Below are 15,715 nucleotides of genomic sequence, written 5' to 3' on the forward strand. Positions count from 1 at the left end.
AGTATATATATGAAAATCATAATATTCTTATCAAATCAATATTGAATAATCATGGCTTTGTTTTGGCATGATTTTATTTTAAAGTTATACTTTGGTGATATTTATGGGAGAAATAAACTGCCATATTTTCTTTAAATTCTTTTGTGAATATTAAATATTTTATTTTTATTTAATTGATAATCAAGTTTTTATTAAATTAAATTAATTTTTTGTTAACTAATTGAATAATAATTATATATTTATCAACAAGTATTTCTATCGAATTTTAGTGTAATTTTATGCAATCGATTACGCAAAGTTTAACAGGTTTTGATAAAACCACAAAAGAAAAGTATAAAACAAGTAGTATGACACAATCGGAATTTCGATACGCCCACCATCCTGAAGATGCTAAAAAGTATACCACTGAAGATCTGAGGCGGGAGTTTCTTATCGATGATTTATTTAATGAAGACCGGATAAAGCTGGTATATACAATGTATGACAGGTTGATTGTAGGAGGGATAATGCCTTCAGAGAAAGCTTTGAAGCTTGAGCCCACAGACGATCTTAAAGCGGAGTACTTTCTTGCCCGCAGGGAATTGGGAATCATCAACGTAGGCGGTACGGGAAAAGTGACGGCAGACGGTGATGTATATGAGCTCCGGAATAAAGAAGCTTTATATATTGGAAAAGGAGTGAAAGAAGTGATCTTTGAAAAATCAGGTGATGAACAACCGTATTTCTATATCAATTCTGCTCCGGCTCATCATGCTTATCCGACCAAAAAAATCACTAAAAATGAAGCTGAAATTGTAGAGCTGGGTGAGGAAAAATATGCCAATAAAAGAGTCATCAATAAGCTGATTGTCAACAGTGTTCTGAAAACCTGTCAGCTACAGATGGGAATGACCGAGCTTCAGCCGGGAAGTGTATGGAATACAATGCCTGCACATACCCACACCAGAAGAATGGAAGCCTATTTCTACTTTGATCTTGAAGAAGGGCAGACGATCAGCCATTTCCTGGGACAGCCTCAGGAAACACGTCATATCTTTATGACCAACAGGCAGGCGGTTTTATCTCCGGAATGGTCAATTCATTCAGGGGTAGGAACTTCCAGTTATACTTTTATCTGGGGTATGGCCGGAGAAAATATGGACTACGGCGATATGGACGGTATCAAAACTAATGAACTAAAGTAATTTTTCTGATGAATTTATTTGATTTATCCGGCAAGGTAGCCGTTGTTACAGGCGGTACTCATGGATTAGGAATGGCAATGGCAGAAGGTCTTGCCTCCGCAGGTGCTGAATTGGCGATTACAAGTACGACCCCGTCAAAACTGGAAGAAGCTTTAAACCATTACCATGAAAAAGGGTACAAGGCTACAGGTTATATTTTTGACGTTACAGACGAGCGTGAAGCAGCCCAGAAAGTTGCTTTAATGGAAGCTACACATGGGAAAATAGATATCCTTGTCAATAATGCAGGGATCATCAAACGGATTCCGGCGATTGAAATGGAAGTGGAAGACTTCAGAAAAGTAATAGATGTAGATCTTACCGGCCCTTTTATCATGTCACAGCTGATTGGCAGGCATATGATCAAAAGAAAGTCAGGGAAAATTATCAACATCTGCTCAATGATGAGCGAGCTCGGGCGTGATAATGTGGTAGCTTATGCTTCGGCAAAAGGCGGATTGAAAATGCTGACCAAAAACCTGGCTACAGAATGGGCAAAGCACAATATTCAGGTAAACGGAATCGGACCCGGATATTTTGCAACGTCACAAACAGAGCCTATAAGAGTAGATGGACATCCTTTCAATGATTTTATCATCAGCAGAACCCCGGAAGGAAGATGGGGAAATCCCGAAGACCTTGCCGGAACAGCTATTTTCTTAGCCTCCGATGCAAGCAGATTTATCAACGGACAGATCATTTATGTGGACGGCGGTATTCTGGCCACCATCGGGAAGCCTGCAAATGAATAACAACAGAATTAAACAAGAATGAAATCTTTTATAACAGATCAATTTTTATTACAGAATAAATACGCTGAAGAGTTATACTTTAACTACGCAGAAAAATTACCGATCATCGATTATCATAATCATTTGATCCCTAAAGATATTGCAGAAGATACCCGTTTTGAAAATATTTCCAAAGTATGGATTGCCGGTGACCATTATAAGTGGCGGGCAATGCGTACAATGGGTGTGAATGAAAAATTGATCACGGGAAGTGCTTCTGATAAAGAAAAATTTCAGGCCTGGGGAAAAACGGTTCCTTATACTTTAAGAAATCCGCTATACCACTGGACACACCTGGAACTTAAACGCTATTTCGGAATTAATGAGTTGCTCAACGAAAATAATGCCAGCGAAATTTATGATAATATCACGGCACAATTGCAAACCCCTGAAAAATCAACAAGAGGGTTATTAAAAATGATGAATGTAGAATCTCTGTGCACAACGGAAGATCCTACAGATACGTTAAATTACCACCAGGACCTTGCAAAAAGTGATTTCAGTATAAAAGTAAGCACAGCTTTCCGTCCTGATAAAGCGATTTTAATCGAAAATTACAACTTCGCAGATTATATGGGGAAACTTGGCGAATCGGCAGGAGTTACCATTGATTCTTACCAGAGTTTATGTGATGCTTTATTAAATAGAATTGAATATTTCCATGAAAACGGATGCAGACTGTGCGACCACGGATTGAATAATATTTCTTTCGAAGAATTCACAGATGCTGAAATCAACACTATTTTCAAAGATAAATTATCAGGGAAAGTGATTGCCGAAAAACAGGTCAATCAGTTTAAAACAGCTATTTTATTATTCCTGGGTGAAGCTTATCACAAATTCGGCTGGGTTCAGCAGTTCCACTTGGGAGCTTTGAGAAATAATAACGAGCGTATGCACAGAATTTTAGGCCCTGATACAGGCTGGGATTCTATCGGCGATTTCGTTCAGGCTGAAACCCTGTCTAAATTCTTAAATACTTTAGACGGAAAAGATAAACTGACTAAAACTATTGTATATAATTTAAACCCTGCCGACAATGAAATTTTTGCAACAATGATCGGAAATTTCAATGATGGCAGTGTAAAAGGAAAAGTGCAGTTCGGTTCCGGATGGTGGTTTCTGGATCAGAAAGACGGAATGATCAAACAGATGAATGCATTATCCAATATGGGACTGATCAGCTGCTTTGTAGGAATGCTGACAGATTCAAGAAGCTTTCTTTCTTATCCGAGACATGAATATTTCAGAAGAGTATTGTGTAATCTGTTCGGAGAAGAAATGCAGAACGGTGAATTGCCGGATGATATTGAGCTGATCGGAAGAACGGTTTCCGATATCTGCTACTATAACGCTAAAAATTATTTTGATTTTTAACTGAATTATGGGCAGTAAAATAGTCACATTCGGTGAAGTGATCATGAGGCTTTCACCACCGGGAAACAGAACCATGAAGCAGAGCCACGAAATGGAATTCTTTTTCGGAGGCACAGAGCTTAATGTTGCCTCTTCATTGGCGACAATGGGTTGTGATGTAAAGCATGTAAGTTGTCTTTCAGATGATTTTGTGGGTGAATCTGCCGTTTCTTTCATTAAAAGTTTTGGAATTGATACAGGTTTCATCAACAAAAATGAGCATCCGCTTGGATTATATTTTCTTGAAACCGGATCATCTGTCCGGGCAAGCAGAATCGCTTACAACCGTTTAAATGGATCTTTCGCCAATATTAAACCTGAGCAGGTTGACTGGAAAAAAGCGTTGGAAGGCTGTGAATATTTTCACTGGACAGGCATCAGTCCCGGAATTTCCGAAAGTGCCTATGAAACTTTGAAAGAAGGCTTAAAAACTGCCCGGGAAATGGGAATTCAGGTTACATCTGATCCTGCATACCGCTCAAACCTCTGGAAATATGGTAAAAACGGAAATGATATTTTAAAAGAACTGGTTTCATATTCCACCATTTTTATCGGCGGTGTGAATGAGATTAATGAAATTTTAGGAACTCAGTTTCCGTCAGATAAAGAAGGTTTCATTGAAGCCTGTAAAGAATTAAAACAACAAATTCCTTCCATTCATAAAATTTTCGATAAAATAAGAATCGGAGTTACGGCAAGCTCTCAGCAAACGCAGGGAAGGGCTTTGACCGATGAAAATTATTTTGAGACCGGACTTCTGGAAGTTAATCCTGTGGTTGACAGAATCGGAACCGGAGATGCTTTTGCAGCAGGCTTAATTTACGGATTACTGAATTTCGATGATGAAAAAGCATTAAAATTCGCAAATGCTGCCTGTGCGATTAAGCATACCATTCCGGGAGATATCAATTATTGTAGCGCAGAAGATATTCTGGAAGTGATGAACGGAAACTCAGGAGGAAGAATAAAAAGATAATTATGGCAAAATTTACGCGTATAGAAGTTGCATTAAAAGCAAAAGAAACAGGATTGGTCCCTGTATTTTACCATGCAGATACAGAGATCAGTAAAAGAGTCGTGAAAGCCTGCTACGACGGTGGCGCCCGTGTTTTTGAATTTACCAACAGGGGAGATTTTGCCCATGAAGTTTTTGCAGAGCTGCTGAAATATGCGACTAAAGAACTTCCCGGAATGATTCTGGGAATAGGCTCTGTCCTAGATGCCGGAACAGCCTCCCTGTATATTCAGAACGGAGCCAATTTTATTGTTTCACCCTTATTGAATGCCGATATGGCTAAGGTTTGCAACAGAAGAAAAATCTCATGGATGCCCGGTTGCGGATCGGTTTCTGAAATTTCTTACGCAGAAGAATTGGGTGCTGAAATTGTGAAAATTTTCCCGGCAACACAGGTAGGCGGACCGGAATTTATCAAAGCGGTAAAAGGCCCGATGCCCTGGTCAAACATTATGCCTACAGGCGGTGTGCTCCCGACAAAAGAAAACCTTACGGAATGGATCAAAGCCGGAGCATATTGTGTTGGCCTTGGCTCGCAGTTATTTGTGAAAAATGAAAACGGAGATTACGATTACGTAAAAATTACGGAGACTGTAAAAAATTCAATTCAAACGATTAAGGAATTAAGATAAAATGTATTTGGACCATTAAAATATTGAAGATGTTAAGTTTAATCAAGCTCGTCCTTACGGTTTTTAAAACTTAACCAACCTTCATGTTTTCATATGTCTTCAAACTAAACTATTGATAGTGATAAAAGTTTTTCTTTGCTTAAAATAGCGTGAAAAAGGGAGTTTTACATCTAAATTGCTTTCAAAATCAATAAAAAATCAATACTATTAAAGATTGATATGAAAAAAGAAATATCCTCGAAACCGAGTAACTTCAGATGGACGATATGCGTGCTGCTTTTTATTGCCACCACCATCAATTATATGGATCGCCAGGTATTGTCGTTAACCTGGAAAGACTTCATTGCACCGGAGTTTCACTGGAATAACAACGATTACGGGAATATCACCGCGCTGTTTTCTATTTTTTACGCGGCAAGTATGCTTTTTGCAGGGAAATTTGTCGATTGGATGGATACAAAAAAAGGTTTCCTCTGGGCGATTGCCATCTGGTCTGTCGGAGCGTGCTTACATGCATTCTGCGGAATTGCCACATCTGGAATCCTTACAGGAAACTGGTTGGTAGGTTTTCATGAATCTAAAGAAATTATCGGAACGGTAAACAATATTTCTACAGTGATAAGCACCAGTGTAACCTTGTTTATTTTTGCAAGATTTGTATTAGCAGTAGGTGAAGCAGGAAATTTTCCGGCAGCAATCAAAACGACGGCTGAATATTTTCCTAAAAAAGACAGGGCTTTGGCTACCAGTATTTTCAATGCGGGAGCAACAGTGGGAGCTTTGGCAGCACCGGTTACAATCCCTTTTATTGCAAAATCAATGGGTTGGGAATGGGCTTTTATCATCATCGGGGCTTTAGGCTTTATATGGATGGGATTATGGGTGTTTTACTATAAAAAACCACACGAGCATCATAAAGTTAATGAACATGAATTAACCTATATCCAACAGGATCAGGATGATATTCCGAATACGGATCCGGGTGTTCCTGAAAAAAGATTTTCTTTCAAAGAATGCTTCAGCTACAGACAAACCTGGGCTTTTGCTTTCGGAAAATTCATGACCGACGGGATCTGGTGGTTTTTCCTTTTCTGGACACCGGCTTACTTAAGTTCCGTTTATAAAATGGATTCTACGCAAAGTGCATTTCCGTTGTTTGTCCTGTATATGATTACCCTATTTTCAATCATCGGTGGGTGGCTTCCTAAATACTTCGTTGAGAAAAAGGGAATGAATGCCTACACCGGAAGAATGAAAGCGATGCTGATCTTTGCATTTTTCCCTTTACTGGCATTGCTGGCTCAGCCCTTAGGCTCAATCACCTATTGGCTTCCGGTTTTGATTATAGGAGTTGCAGGAGCAGCGCATCAGGCATGGTCGGCCAATATTTTTTCGACAGTCGGCGATATGTTCCCTAAAAAAGCTATTGCAACCATCACCGGTATCGGTGGAATGGCGGGCGGAATCGGATCATTTCTGATCAATAAATCTTCAGGAGTCTTATTTGATCATGCTCACAAAGCCTGGTCAACAGTTGACGGAATACCTTTTTTAGAAAAATATCCTCAGTACACCAACGAAAGATTGCCGGACGGTTTTTTTGAACAGTTAGAAAAGTCAGGAGCCGTTGTGGTAGACGGAATAGATAAAGGATATATGATCATATTTTCAGTGTGTGCTGTTGCTTACCTGATCGCATGGAGCGTAATGAAAGCATTGGTTCCAAAATATAAAGTAATAAAATAGTAAACCGCATAGCAAAAGATTTCAAAGATTTTTGCTGAGTGAAATTCCTTTGCGAACTTAAAATAAACGGGATTATTTGCAAAAAACTTTGCGGACTTTGTGTTAAAAATAAAATCATCAAATCAAAAGATGATAAAATTAAAAAGATGGAAAATCAGATAAAACAAAAATTAAATCGTGAATTAATTGGTTCTCAGGAAAAGCTTCCGATCAAAATTGTACAGTTCGGAGGCGGAAATTTCATGCGGGGATTCACAGATTATGTCATCGATAAATTAAATAAAGAAACAGGATTCAATGCAGGAATTGTAAACGTACAACCTACACCGGGAGGCTCAGTGCATAAGCTGGAAGAGCAGGATAACCTGTATACTCTTTTTTCAAGAGGAATTAAAAAAGGAGAGATTATTGATACCAAACGGGTGATTTCAGCGATTCAGAAATCGGTTAATCCTTATACGGATTATGATGGGTTTTTAGCATTGGCAAAAGAAGAAGAGCTTGAATTTATCTTCTCAAATACTACAGAAACAGGAATTGCTTACGATGAATCCGAAAGTAATTATGCAGGGCCACATAAAAATTTCCCTGCAAAGGTAGCCGTTTTACTATATGAAAGGTTTAAACATTTTAATGGGGCAGCTGATAAAGGATTGAGAATTATTCCCTGTGAACTGATTGAAGACAATGCTTTGGCTTTAAAAGAAATCATCTTAAAATATGCCTCATTGTGGGATTTTGAAAGTGATTTTGCACAATGGATTGAACAGTGTAATTATTTTCATAATACTTTAGTCGACAGGATTGTTCCGGGTTATCCGAAAGACGATGCAGAAGCTTACGAAGACCAGCTGGATTACGAAGACCGGATGATGGTCGTTTCCGAAGTTTTTTTACTTTGGGTAATTCAGGATGCAGGAAATTTAAAAGAAAGAATTCCTTTTGATCAAATCAATGAGCAGATTCTGGTAGTTGATGATATTCAGCCTTACCGTTTAAGAAAAGTCAGAATTCTGAATGGTGGCCACAGTTTGATGTTGGCTCCGGCGATTTTATCAGGAAAAGAAACGGTAAAAGATTCTATTGATGATCCATTTTTAGGAAAATTTTTAAGTGAAACGATTGCCAATGAAGTCAATCCGACTTTAGGATTAGATGAAAATGAATTGAAAGATTTTGCAGATGAGGTTTTCGACAGGTTCAGAAATCCGTTTATCAAGCATTATCTGTCAAGTATTGCTTTATATTTTGTTTCCAAATTTAAAGTGAGAGTCATTCCAAGCTTGTTAAGATATGTAGAGATCAATCATAAATTACCCTTGAATCTGACGTTTGCTCTGACAGGTTTAATCAGATTCTATCAGGGAAGCTTTAAAGGAAATGTTTTACCATTGAATGATGAAGAAACGATCATCAACAGATTTAAAGAGATCTGGGCGAATGAAGATTATGAAAAAGTAGCTGAGCTGGCTTTAAGCGAAACCGGTTTCTGGGACACTGACCTTACACAGGTAGAAGGTTTAAAACCTGCAGTGGCAAAAGCGTTATGGGAAATTGAGCATCACGATATTGAAACTGCCTGGCAGAATTTTGTCAAATTTAATTCCTGAGAAATCATGCAAAAGAAAGTATTGAAAGTAAATCCCAGAGATAATGTAGCAGTGGCATTGGTAGATCTGAAGCAGGGGGAAGTTGTTACTTTGGACGATATTACTTATGAAGTTATAAAAGACACGAAAGCGAAACATAAATTCGTGACCGAAGATCTTGCCGTGGATGATTCTATCATTATGTACGGTGTTTTAGTTGGAAAAGCAAATCAGCCGATCCAAAAAGGAGAGGTGATCACCACTGAAAATGTAAAACATCAAAGTGCAAAAGTAAAAGGCAAAACCGAAACAACTTCTTGGACAGCACCAAATGTAGACAGATGGAAGGACAAAACTTTCATGGGCTATCACAGGGAAGACGGACAGGTGGGAACAGAAAATGTATGGCTGTTTTTTCCGTTGGTTTTTTGTGAAAACAGGAATGTTGAGATTTTAAAAGACGTTTTTGAAAAAGAGCTGTTGTTTGAAAAAGCAACAAAACATCAGCTGTTATTAAGATCATTAATTAATAATTCAGAAGAAGAACCGGCCACTGAAGAAGAGAAAGATTCGAGAGTTTTTAAAAATATTGACGTAAAATTCATCACTCATCAGGGTGGCTGTGGCGGAATTCGTCAGGATGCAGAAGCGTTGGGACGCCTATTGGCAGGTTATGTTAAAAATCCGAACGTGGCTGGAGCAACGGTTTTAAGCCTGGGCTGTCAGAATTTACAGGTTCAGATTTTTAAAGATGCATTGGAAAAAATAAGTCCGGATCAAAAAAAGCCGATTATTGTTTACGAACAACAAAAATCCGGAACAGTAGATGAAATGCTGAACGGGATCATTAAAGATTCTTACGAGGCGATCAAAAAAGCCAACGAAATCCAAAGACAGCCGGCATCGGTTTCAAAACTGGTTTTAGGCTTGGAATGTGGTGGCTCAGACGGTTTTTCAGGAATTTCTGCCAATCCGGTTTTAGGACAGCTGTCAGATCTGATGGCAGGAATTGGTGGGGCTACAATTCTTTCGGAATTCCCGGAATTATGTGGAGTAGAGCAGGAGCTGGTCAACCGCTGCATCAACGAAGAAGATGCCGAAAGATTTTTACAATTAATGAAAGATTTTGAAGAATCAGTTGTTGCTGCAGGATCAGGCTTTGATATGAATCCGTCGCCGGGGAATATTAAGGACGGCCTAATCACCGATGCTATGAAATCTGCAGGAGCGGCTAAAAAAGGCGGTTCTTCACCCATTAATGATGTTCTTGATTTTACGGAATACATCAAAGAACCGGGCTTGAATTTGCTATGTACTCCCGGAAATGATGTAGAATGTACAACGGCTTTAGTCGGTTCCGGTTCAAATATGGTGTTATTTACAACAGGTTTAGGAACCCCGACGGGAAATCCGGTTGCCCCGGTAGTGAAAATATCTTCCAATACTGCCCTTTCTGAAAGGATGCCCGATATCATCGATTTTAATACAGGAGATGTAATTACCGGTGAAAAAACAATCGATGAAAAAGCAGAAGAATTGCTGGAATTTATTATTGAAGTTGCCAGCGGAAACATAAAAACCAAAGCTGCAGTCTTGAACCAGAATGATTTTATCCCCTGGAGAAGAGGCGTTTCTCTTTAAGTTCATTTATATAAATATTAGGTGTGAAAATGCTTTCTACATAATGTGGAGAGCATTTTCTTTGATTAATTGTAGCCACAATAGACAAAAATTTTCACAAATAAGCAAAATCAGAATCAATAGGAACGGGCTTTAGCCCGTTTATGAAAAATTATAAATCAATCTTGCTTTAGCCAAAACCTATATAAACATTAAGAAAGTTGAAGGATTTAAGTTGAGTTAAGAAATATCCTGCGATATTTTAAGCAGTTTTATAATTCAATTATTTAACTACGAATAGCCACAAATATTTTCACAAATAAGCACAAAATCAGGATTCAATAGGAACGGGCTTTAGCCCGTTTACAAAAAATTATAAATCAAATCTTGCTTTAGCCAAAATCTATATTAATTACTTCCTTTTTGAAGACTTCCTGATATAAAGCTGCGGTGCCAACACCACTTTCTTCTCTATAGAAACTCCGGAGCCGTTTTCCTTTACACTTTCAATAAATACCTGGCCTGCTATTTTTCCCATGGTAACAGGCGTCTGATCCACAGAACTCATCGGAAGCTCCATAAATTGCGTAAAAGGCTCATTGGAAAATCCGATAACGGCAACTTCCTGAGGAATTTTTATTTTACGTTTTTTTAATTCCTGGCAGGCTCCCAATGCAGCAAAATCACTCGATGAAAAGATTGCATCCGGGACAGATTTTTTATCCCAAAGCTTTTTGATGGCATCAATTCCCGCATCAATCGAGCTTCCTGTGGAAATGATATTATCTTCTTTCACCTGGAACTGATGATCGGTTAATGCCTGTTTATAGCCATTAAGACGGTTCTGATAAATCTCAAGATTAAGATCTCCTGCAAAATGACAGATATTTTTATAGCCTTCCTTGATAAGATGCTCCGTTGCCATATAGCCACCACGGTAATCATCAATGGTTACAGTGCTGATTCCCGCAATATCTTTCTTTCTGTCGAAAAAAATGATCGGGGTATTGCTGGTATCCAGGATATTCTGAATATGCTCCGTATCGATTGTTGTCTTGGAAACCGACATGAAAATTCCATCAACCTGGGCATTTAAAAAAGTATTAAGAAGCCTTTTTTCAATATTGACATCCTCATGGCTCTGACAAATAATCACATGATAACCGTGCGGAGCCAATTCTTCTTCGATTCCGCGAATGACAGATGAGAAAAAATTGGTATTAATATAAGGAACGATAATCCCTACGTTTTTTGTTTCCCCACTTTTAAGAGCCTTGGCAAGATTATTCTGCTTATAATTCATCTCTTTAGCAGTTTTCTTTACCAGATCTTTTGTTGCCTGACTTATTCTCGGGTGATCATTAAGTGCCCTGGAAACAGTAGCCACACTTACATTAAGTTTCTTTGAAATGTCATATATCGTGGCACTTTTCTTATTCATAGATGTTATTTTCTGCTATTTTTTTAACCTGAATTATTGACGTAAATTTAATCAAATTATATCTAATAATATGGAAATAAAAAGTATTTTATACTTAAAATAAAATTAAATTCTTCATCTTAATGATATTGATTCAGATGATTTTATTAAAATAGTTTTATTGATCGCGAAAACTGAAATATTTTATCAGAAACAAAAAAAACTTGCCGAAAATCTTAGATTTTCTCGCGTCTTAAAAACATAAGATTTTTAATAAACTTTGCGCCTTTGCGTCTAATAAATTATAATTATAATCGGTTGCACGAATTGATAATGTTATTTTCATGTGTAATTATCTCGGTTTCTTTCAAAAACTTTATTTTTGAACATGAATAACAGAAACCGTGGAAAAAATACAGGTGATGATACACTTTTCGGAACGGATAAGCAGCTTGATAAGCTAAGATCAGCGGTTCAGGATATGCAGTATCTGATGAGCAGGGAATATGCTGAAAAAGCCGCGTCTGAATTGATTGGAAACCGGTATAGATTAAAAACCAGACAAATTCAGGCATTCCGGAGTGCTTCCGCTTCTGAAGTTCAGGTTCAAAACAGGAAAACTAAAGAAATGAAAGTTGCTGACCTGAAAGATAAGATCATTTATCTGGATGGTTTTAATATATTGATTTTACTTGAGAGCATTCTTTCCGGGGCTTATATTTTCGAAGGTGTTGATGGTTGCTATCGGGATCTTTCCGGTGTTCACGGAACCTATAAAAGAGTTAGTCAAACCTTTAGATCAATAGAATTGGTTGCCGGATTTTTCCGGAAAGTCGGGCTTCAGAAAATGATATGGATTTTTGATCAGCCGGTTTCAAACAGTGGAAGAATCAAACAGAATATTCTGGAATTTGCGCAGGAAAATCAGCTTAACTGGGAAGTTGAACTGCAATATAATCCGGATAAGTTTTTAGCTGACAATGCAGAAATTGTAGCTTCTTCCGATGCCTGGATTTTAGATCACTGCAGACAATGGTTCAATATCATTAGTTATTTAATTGGAGAAGAAAAATTGGAGGCTAATCTCATAAAAATGTTTTAAAATGATTGAACTGAATCAATATATTCCATGGTTTTCAGATTCCTGGAAGAGTAAATATGATGTGGTCTTAGCTGAAGAGCATTTAAAAAATATAGAAAAAAATATACTGAAATATAAGACGCAGACTTTAGACTGGGATCTTCCTTATTTCAACGAGGAAATTAAAATTGACAGAGATGAAAGTTTCAGAATATTCATCGATATTTTGAAGCTCAATGAACAGGAATCAATAGCAAAAAAACTTGAAGGGATTTCTTTTGAGCACTGGCTGAATGTTTTAGGACAACGGCTGACTTCCGCAAGCATTCGTGATGAAACTGCAATTCCGCCACTTAAAAGTATATTGATTGAAAGCTGTCAAAAATTATTTAATGATGAGATTACGATCGCTCAAAGGGCGTGGGAAAAGCATATCGGTCGAATGGATGCTCAATTTTGGGGCGAAATGAAAGGGAATAATGAACAAAAGCAGAAGAAAGTAATGGGAAAAGTGAATGATATCATTGAAAATAAAACCTGGTGGAATGTGTTTTTTCATTATAAACACGGGATTGTTTATGAGATCAGGGAAAAAGTAGGTCACGGAATCCGCTGGAGCCATAACGGGACTCAACTGATCGGTTTTCTGGAAACTTTTATCAATGACTAATTTTTTATCACGTAAAAACATTGCGTATCCGGTATTTATTTTTGCGGCTTAAAATGAAAACAAATGAATACATTTATCGATATTGGCATTAATCTGACCAATAGACAGTTCTATCACGAACGCGAGGAAATCATTAACCGGGCACTCGATAACGGAGTGGAACAGATGATCCTCACCGGAATAAACGTACATGGAAGCAAAGAATCGGCGGAAATTGCAGAAGATTACCCGGAAATTTTATTTTCTACGGCCGGAATCCATCCTCATGATGCCAAGTCCTTTAATGAACATAGTATGAATGAGCTGAAGATTATTAAAGCTTTCCCATGTCGTTTCCGTAGGAGAATGCGGGCTGGATTTTGACCGGGATTTTTCGCCAAGACCCATTCAGGAAAAATGTTATCGTGCACAGCTTGAGCTGGCTGTTGAAATTGATAAACCTCTTTTCCTTCATGAGCGGTCTGCTTTTAAAAGGTTTAATGAGATTACGGATGAGTATCTGTCTAAGCTTCCCGAAGCAGTGGTACATTGTTTTACCGGAACTTTAGAGGAAGCCAAAATATATCTGGATAAAGGATTTTATCTGGGATTTACAGGAGCGATCAGTGATGAGAAGAGATTTAAGCATCTGGAAGAAGTAATTAAATATACTCCGATCGACCGGATGATGATTGAAACAGATGCACCATTCATGCTGCCGAAAAATATGCCACGGATTCAAAACCGGCGTAATGAACCTTCTTTTCTGCCATATGTTGCACAAACCATCGCCCATTTGAAGAAGATCAGCGTTTCCGAAGTAGCGGATGAAACTACTGAGATCGCCAGGAAATTTTTCAGGATATAAAAAAGAGCTCTACTGTATTGGTAAAGCTCTTTTTTATAGCAAAACAGCAAATTTGTTTATTAAATCTATCAGCTTTTTTGCCTTTTAGCAATTTTGCCTTTTCACTCTTAAGTTTCCTAAACGCTTTTCAACGCCGATTCCAAAGCCAGCTCCATCATTGGTTTCAAGGCTTTTTCTCTTTCATCAGCAGAAATTTTTTCGTGGGTAGGAATAATATCGGTTACCGTAAGGATTGTTGCTGCATTTTTTCCTAAATGACGGGCATTTGCAAATAACCCGAAAGCTTCCATTTCTACTGCCGGGCAGTTATATTTTGTTGCAATGGCAGGAATATTCGGGTCTTTTCTGTAGAAAATATCACTGCTATGAATATTGGTTGGCTTAGCTTTCAAAGATAGCTGTTCAGCCGTTTCGTTGATGATACCGAAAATATTTCCTTGTGGAGCAATGATTTCATCTTCAATTTCCCATGCGTATTTTGCGTAGGTACTTTCACTGGCTGCATTTTCAACATTTAAAATATCAAAAAGTTGTAAATCCGTTGTATACGCTCCACAGGTTCCTATTCTGATGATGGTTTCCACATCATACTCAGTATATAATTCAAAAGAATAAATACCGATGCTCGGAAAACCCATTCCACTTGCCCCAACAGAGATTTCCTTACCTTTATAAAGCCCGGTATAATAAAAAATACCTCTTGTTTTGCTTACCAGTTTTGCATCTTCCAGGAAGTTTTCGGCAATATACTGTGCACGAAGCGGATCTCCCGGCTGTAATACTACTTTAGCAATTTCTCCTTTTTTTGCACTAATGTGAATACTCATAATATTATTTTGAAGGGACAAAGATAGCAACTTTCGGTTGAAAATATTCTGAGGTTGCGAGTCGGTATAGTAAATTTTCCACGCCAATTTCCTATCTCCGGATAGATAGCACCCAAAGATATTACAAGATGTAAAAAAACACAGTAATTCACTCCATAAACACTAATCAATTTCAAAATCCTATGAAATTATTATGATCTGCTTTATCTGCTCAATCTGCGAGAAAATAAAACGGCAAACACAACATCAAAAAACAATAATACAGAAGAAGTATTTCCAAGCCCTCCTTCTTATTTTAGCAAAAGTTAAAAAAAAACAACAATGAAAATTGAACACATTGCGATCTGGGTAAAAGATCTGGAAAAGATCAGAGCATTCTATCAAAAATATTTTGGAGCCGTCTCCAATGAAAAATACCACAATCCCGTGAAACATTTCCAGTCTTATTTTTTAAGCTTTGAAAATGGCTGCCGTCTTGAGATTATCAACAGACCCGATATTAAGGATAGCGGAAACTCTTATGATTCCCAGCAATTCGGGATCATTCATCTGGCATTTTCTACAGGCAGTAAAGAAAAGGTAGATGAGATGACGGAAACTTTAAGAAAAGACGGTTATACTATTGCCGGTGAACCTCGTACAACAGGCGATGGCTATTATGAAAGTGTAATTCTGGATCCTGAAAATAACATTATCGAAATAACTGAGTGATCTTTATTTTAAAAATGAAGTTTTCGGTTATAAGTTTCGGCTGGCGGCGGCAAAGCCGCCGCCAGCCGAAACTTATCCTCTTGTATTACACACCAAACCAAACCTCACAGGTTTTCAAAACCTGTGA

Annotated in this window: 13 protein-coding genes and 1 pseudogene; 12 read left to right on the plus strand and 2 right to left on the minus strand. The window is 37.8% G+C overall.

All coding sequences use genetic code 11. The features are described from left to right. Positions 1-347: 347 nt before the first annotated feature. From kduI to AB8P06_RS17505, 8 genes are all read left to right on the plus strand, one after another. Positions 348-1,184, plus strand: coding sequence for a 5-dehydro-4-deoxy-D-glucuronate isomerase (kduI, locus tag AB8P06_RS17470; protein WP_369843526.1), 837 nt, complete (start codon positions 348-350; stop codon positions 1,182-1,184). Positions 1,185-1,192: 8 nt separating this feature from the next. Then, entirely contained in the window at positions 1,193-1,975 is a 783-nt protein-coding gene (locus tag AB8P06_RS17475; RefSeq protein ID WP_369843527.1) for a gluconate 5-dehydrogenase, read from the plus strand. An 18-nt stretch (positions 1,976-1,993) separates the two neighbouring features. Beyond that, positions 1,994-3,391, plus strand: a complete 1,398-nt coding sequence (gene uxaC, locus AB8P06_RS17480) for a glucuronate isomerase (RefSeq protein ID WP_369843528.1) — start codon at positions 1,994-1,996, stop codon at positions 3,389-3,391. Positions 3,392-3,398: 7 nt separating this feature from the next. Then, complete coding sequence (locus AB8P06_RS17485; protein WP_369843529.1) at positions 3,399-4,406, plus strand: sugar kinase; 1,008 nt, start codon at positions 3,399-3,401, stop codon at positions 4,404-4,406. A gap of 2 nt (positions 4,407-4,408) precedes the next feature. Beyond that, on the plus strand, positions 4,409-5,077 hold the full coding sequence (locus tag AB8P06_RS17490) for a bifunctional 4-hydroxy-2-oxoglutarate aldolase/2-dehydro-3-deoxy-phosphogluconate aldolase (RefSeq protein WP_369843530.1): 669 nt from the start codon (positions 4,409-4,411) through the stop codon (positions 5,075-5,077). Positions 5,078-5,296: 219 nt separating this feature from the next. Beyond that, positions 5,297-6,823, plus strand: a complete 1,527-nt coding sequence (locus AB8P06_RS17495) for an MFS transporter (RefSeq protein WP_369843531.1) — start codon at positions 5,297-5,299, stop codon at positions 6,821-6,823. A gap of 146 nt (positions 6,824-6,969) precedes the next feature. Then, positions 6,970-8,433 carry a tagaturonate reductase gene (locus AB8P06_RS17500; protein ID WP_369843532.1) on the plus strand — a complete coding sequence of 488 codons (1,464 nt, stop codon included), beginning with the start codon at positions 6,970-6,972 and terminating at the stop codon, positions 8,431-8,433. A 6-nt stretch (positions 8,434-8,439) separates the two neighbouring features. Beyond that, positions 8,440-10,053, plus strand: coding sequence for a UxaA family hydrolase (locus tag AB8P06_RS17505; protein ID WP_369843533.1), 1,614 nt, complete (start codon positions 8,440-8,442; stop codon positions 10,051-10,053). Positions 10,054-10,444: 391 nt separating this feature from the next. Here the strand turns inward: AB8P06_RS17505 and AB8P06_RS17510 are convergent, their stop codons facing one another. Then, positions 10,445-11,473, minus strand: a complete 1,029-nt coding sequence (locus AB8P06_RS17510) for a LacI family DNA-binding transcriptional regulator (protein ID WP_369843535.1) — start codon at positions 11,471-11,473, stop codon at positions 10,445-10,447. Between the two features lie 367 nt (positions 11,474-11,840). Between AB8P06_RS17510 and AB8P06_RS17515 the strand changes: the two genes are divergently transcribed. The 3 genes and pseudogenes from AB8P06_RS17515 to AB8P06_RS17525 all read left to right on the plus strand — a co-directional run bounded on the left by AB8P06_RS17515 (position 11,841) and on the right by AB8P06_RS17525 (position 14,050). Then, positions 11,841-12,554 carry a DUF434 domain-containing protein gene (locus AB8P06_RS17515; RefSeq protein ID WP_369843537.1) on the plus strand — a complete coding sequence of 238 codons (714 nt, stop codon included), beginning with the start codon at positions 11,841-11,843 and terminating at the stop codon, positions 12,552-12,554. A gap of 1 nt (position 12,555) precedes the next feature. Further along, complete coding sequence (locus AB8P06_RS17520; RefSeq protein ID WP_369843538.1) at positions 12,556-13,203, plus strand: tRNase toxin domain-containing protein; 648 nt, start codon at positions 12,556-12,558, stop codon at positions 13,201-13,203. 63 nt (positions 13,204-13,266) lie between these two features. Then, positions 13,267-14,050, plus strand: a pseudogene (locus AB8P06_RS17525) (TatD family hydrolase). Between the two features lie 116 nt (positions 14,051-14,166). Here the strand turns inward: AB8P06_RS17525 and deoD are convergent. Next, a complete protein-coding gene (gene deoD, locus AB8P06_RS17530) occupies positions 14,167-14,877 on the minus strand; it encodes a purine-nucleoside phosphorylase (RefSeq protein ID WP_369843539.1) in 711 nt (236 codons plus the stop codon). A 321-nt stretch (positions 14,878-15,198) separates the two neighbouring features. Here deoD and AB8P06_RS17535 point away from each other — a divergent pair, with 321 nt between their 5' ends. After that, complete coding sequence (locus AB8P06_RS17535; protein WP_369843540.1) at positions 15,199-15,588, plus strand: VOC family protein; 390 nt, start codon at positions 15,199-15,201, stop codon at positions 15,586-15,588. Positions 15,589-15,715 lie beyond the last annotated feature (127 nt).

Source organism: Chryseobacterium tongliaonense (genome assembly GCF_041224435.1).
Lineage (GTDB): Bacteria > Bacteroidota > Bacteroidia > Flavobacteriales > Weeksellaceae > Chryseobacterium > Chryseobacterium tongliaoense.

What these genes read in the sequence shown, in the direction of transcription:
- AB8P06_RS17505 (WP_369843533.1), top strand. Translation starts at nt 8,440, where the DNA reads ATGCAAAAGAAAGTATTGAAAGTAAATCCCAGAGATAATGTAGCAGTG.
- AB8P06_RS17500 (WP_369843532.1), top strand. Translation starts at nt 6,970, where the DNA reads ATGGAAAATCAGATAAAACAAAAATTAAATCGTGAATTAATTGGTTCT.
- AB8P06_RS17490 (WP_369843530.1), top strand. Translation starts at nt 4,409, where the DNA reads ATGGCAAAATTTACGCGTATAGAAGTTGCATTAAAAGCAAAAGAAACA.
- AB8P06_RS17515 (WP_369843537.1), top strand. Translation starts at nt 11,841, where the DNA reads ATGAATAACAGAAACCGTGGAAAAAATACAGGTGATGATACACTTTTC.
- AB8P06_RS17510 (WP_369843535.1), bottom strand. Translation starts at nt 11,473, where the DNA reads ATGAATAAGAAAAGTGCCACGATATATGACATTTCAAAGAAACTTAAT.
- AB8P06_RS17475 (WP_369843527.1), top strand. Translation starts at nt 1,193, where the DNA reads ATGAATTTATTTGATTTATCCGGCAAGGTAGCCGTTGTTACAGGCGGT.
- deoD (WP_369843539.1), bottom strand. Translation starts at nt 14,877, where the DNA reads ATGAGTATTCACATTAGTGCAAAAAAAGGAGAAATTGCTAAAGTAGTA.
- AB8P06_RS17495 (WP_369843531.1), top strand. Translation starts at nt 5,297, where the DNA reads ATGAAAAAAGAAATATCCTCGAAACCGAGTAACTTCAGATGGACGATA.
- AB8P06_RS17535 (WP_369843540.1), top strand. Translation starts at nt 15,199, where the DNA reads ATGAAAATTGAACACATTGCGATCTGGGTAAAAGATCTGGAAAAGATC.
- AB8P06_RS17520 (WP_369843538.1), top strand. Translation starts at nt 12,556, where the DNA reads ATGATTGAACTGAATCAATATATTCCATGGTTTTCAGATTCCTGGAAG.
- uxaC (WP_369843528.1), top strand. Translation starts at nt 1,994, where the DNA reads ATGAAATCTTTTATAACAGATCAATTTTTATTACAGAATAAATACGCT.
- AB8P06_RS17485 (WP_369843529.1), top strand. Translation starts at nt 3,399, where the DNA reads ATGGGCAGTAAAATAGTCACATTCGGTGAAGTGATCATGAGGCTTTCA.
- kduI (WP_369843526.1), top strand. Translation starts at nt 348, where the DNA reads ATGACACAATCGGAATTTCGATACGCCCACCATCCTGAAGATGCTAAA.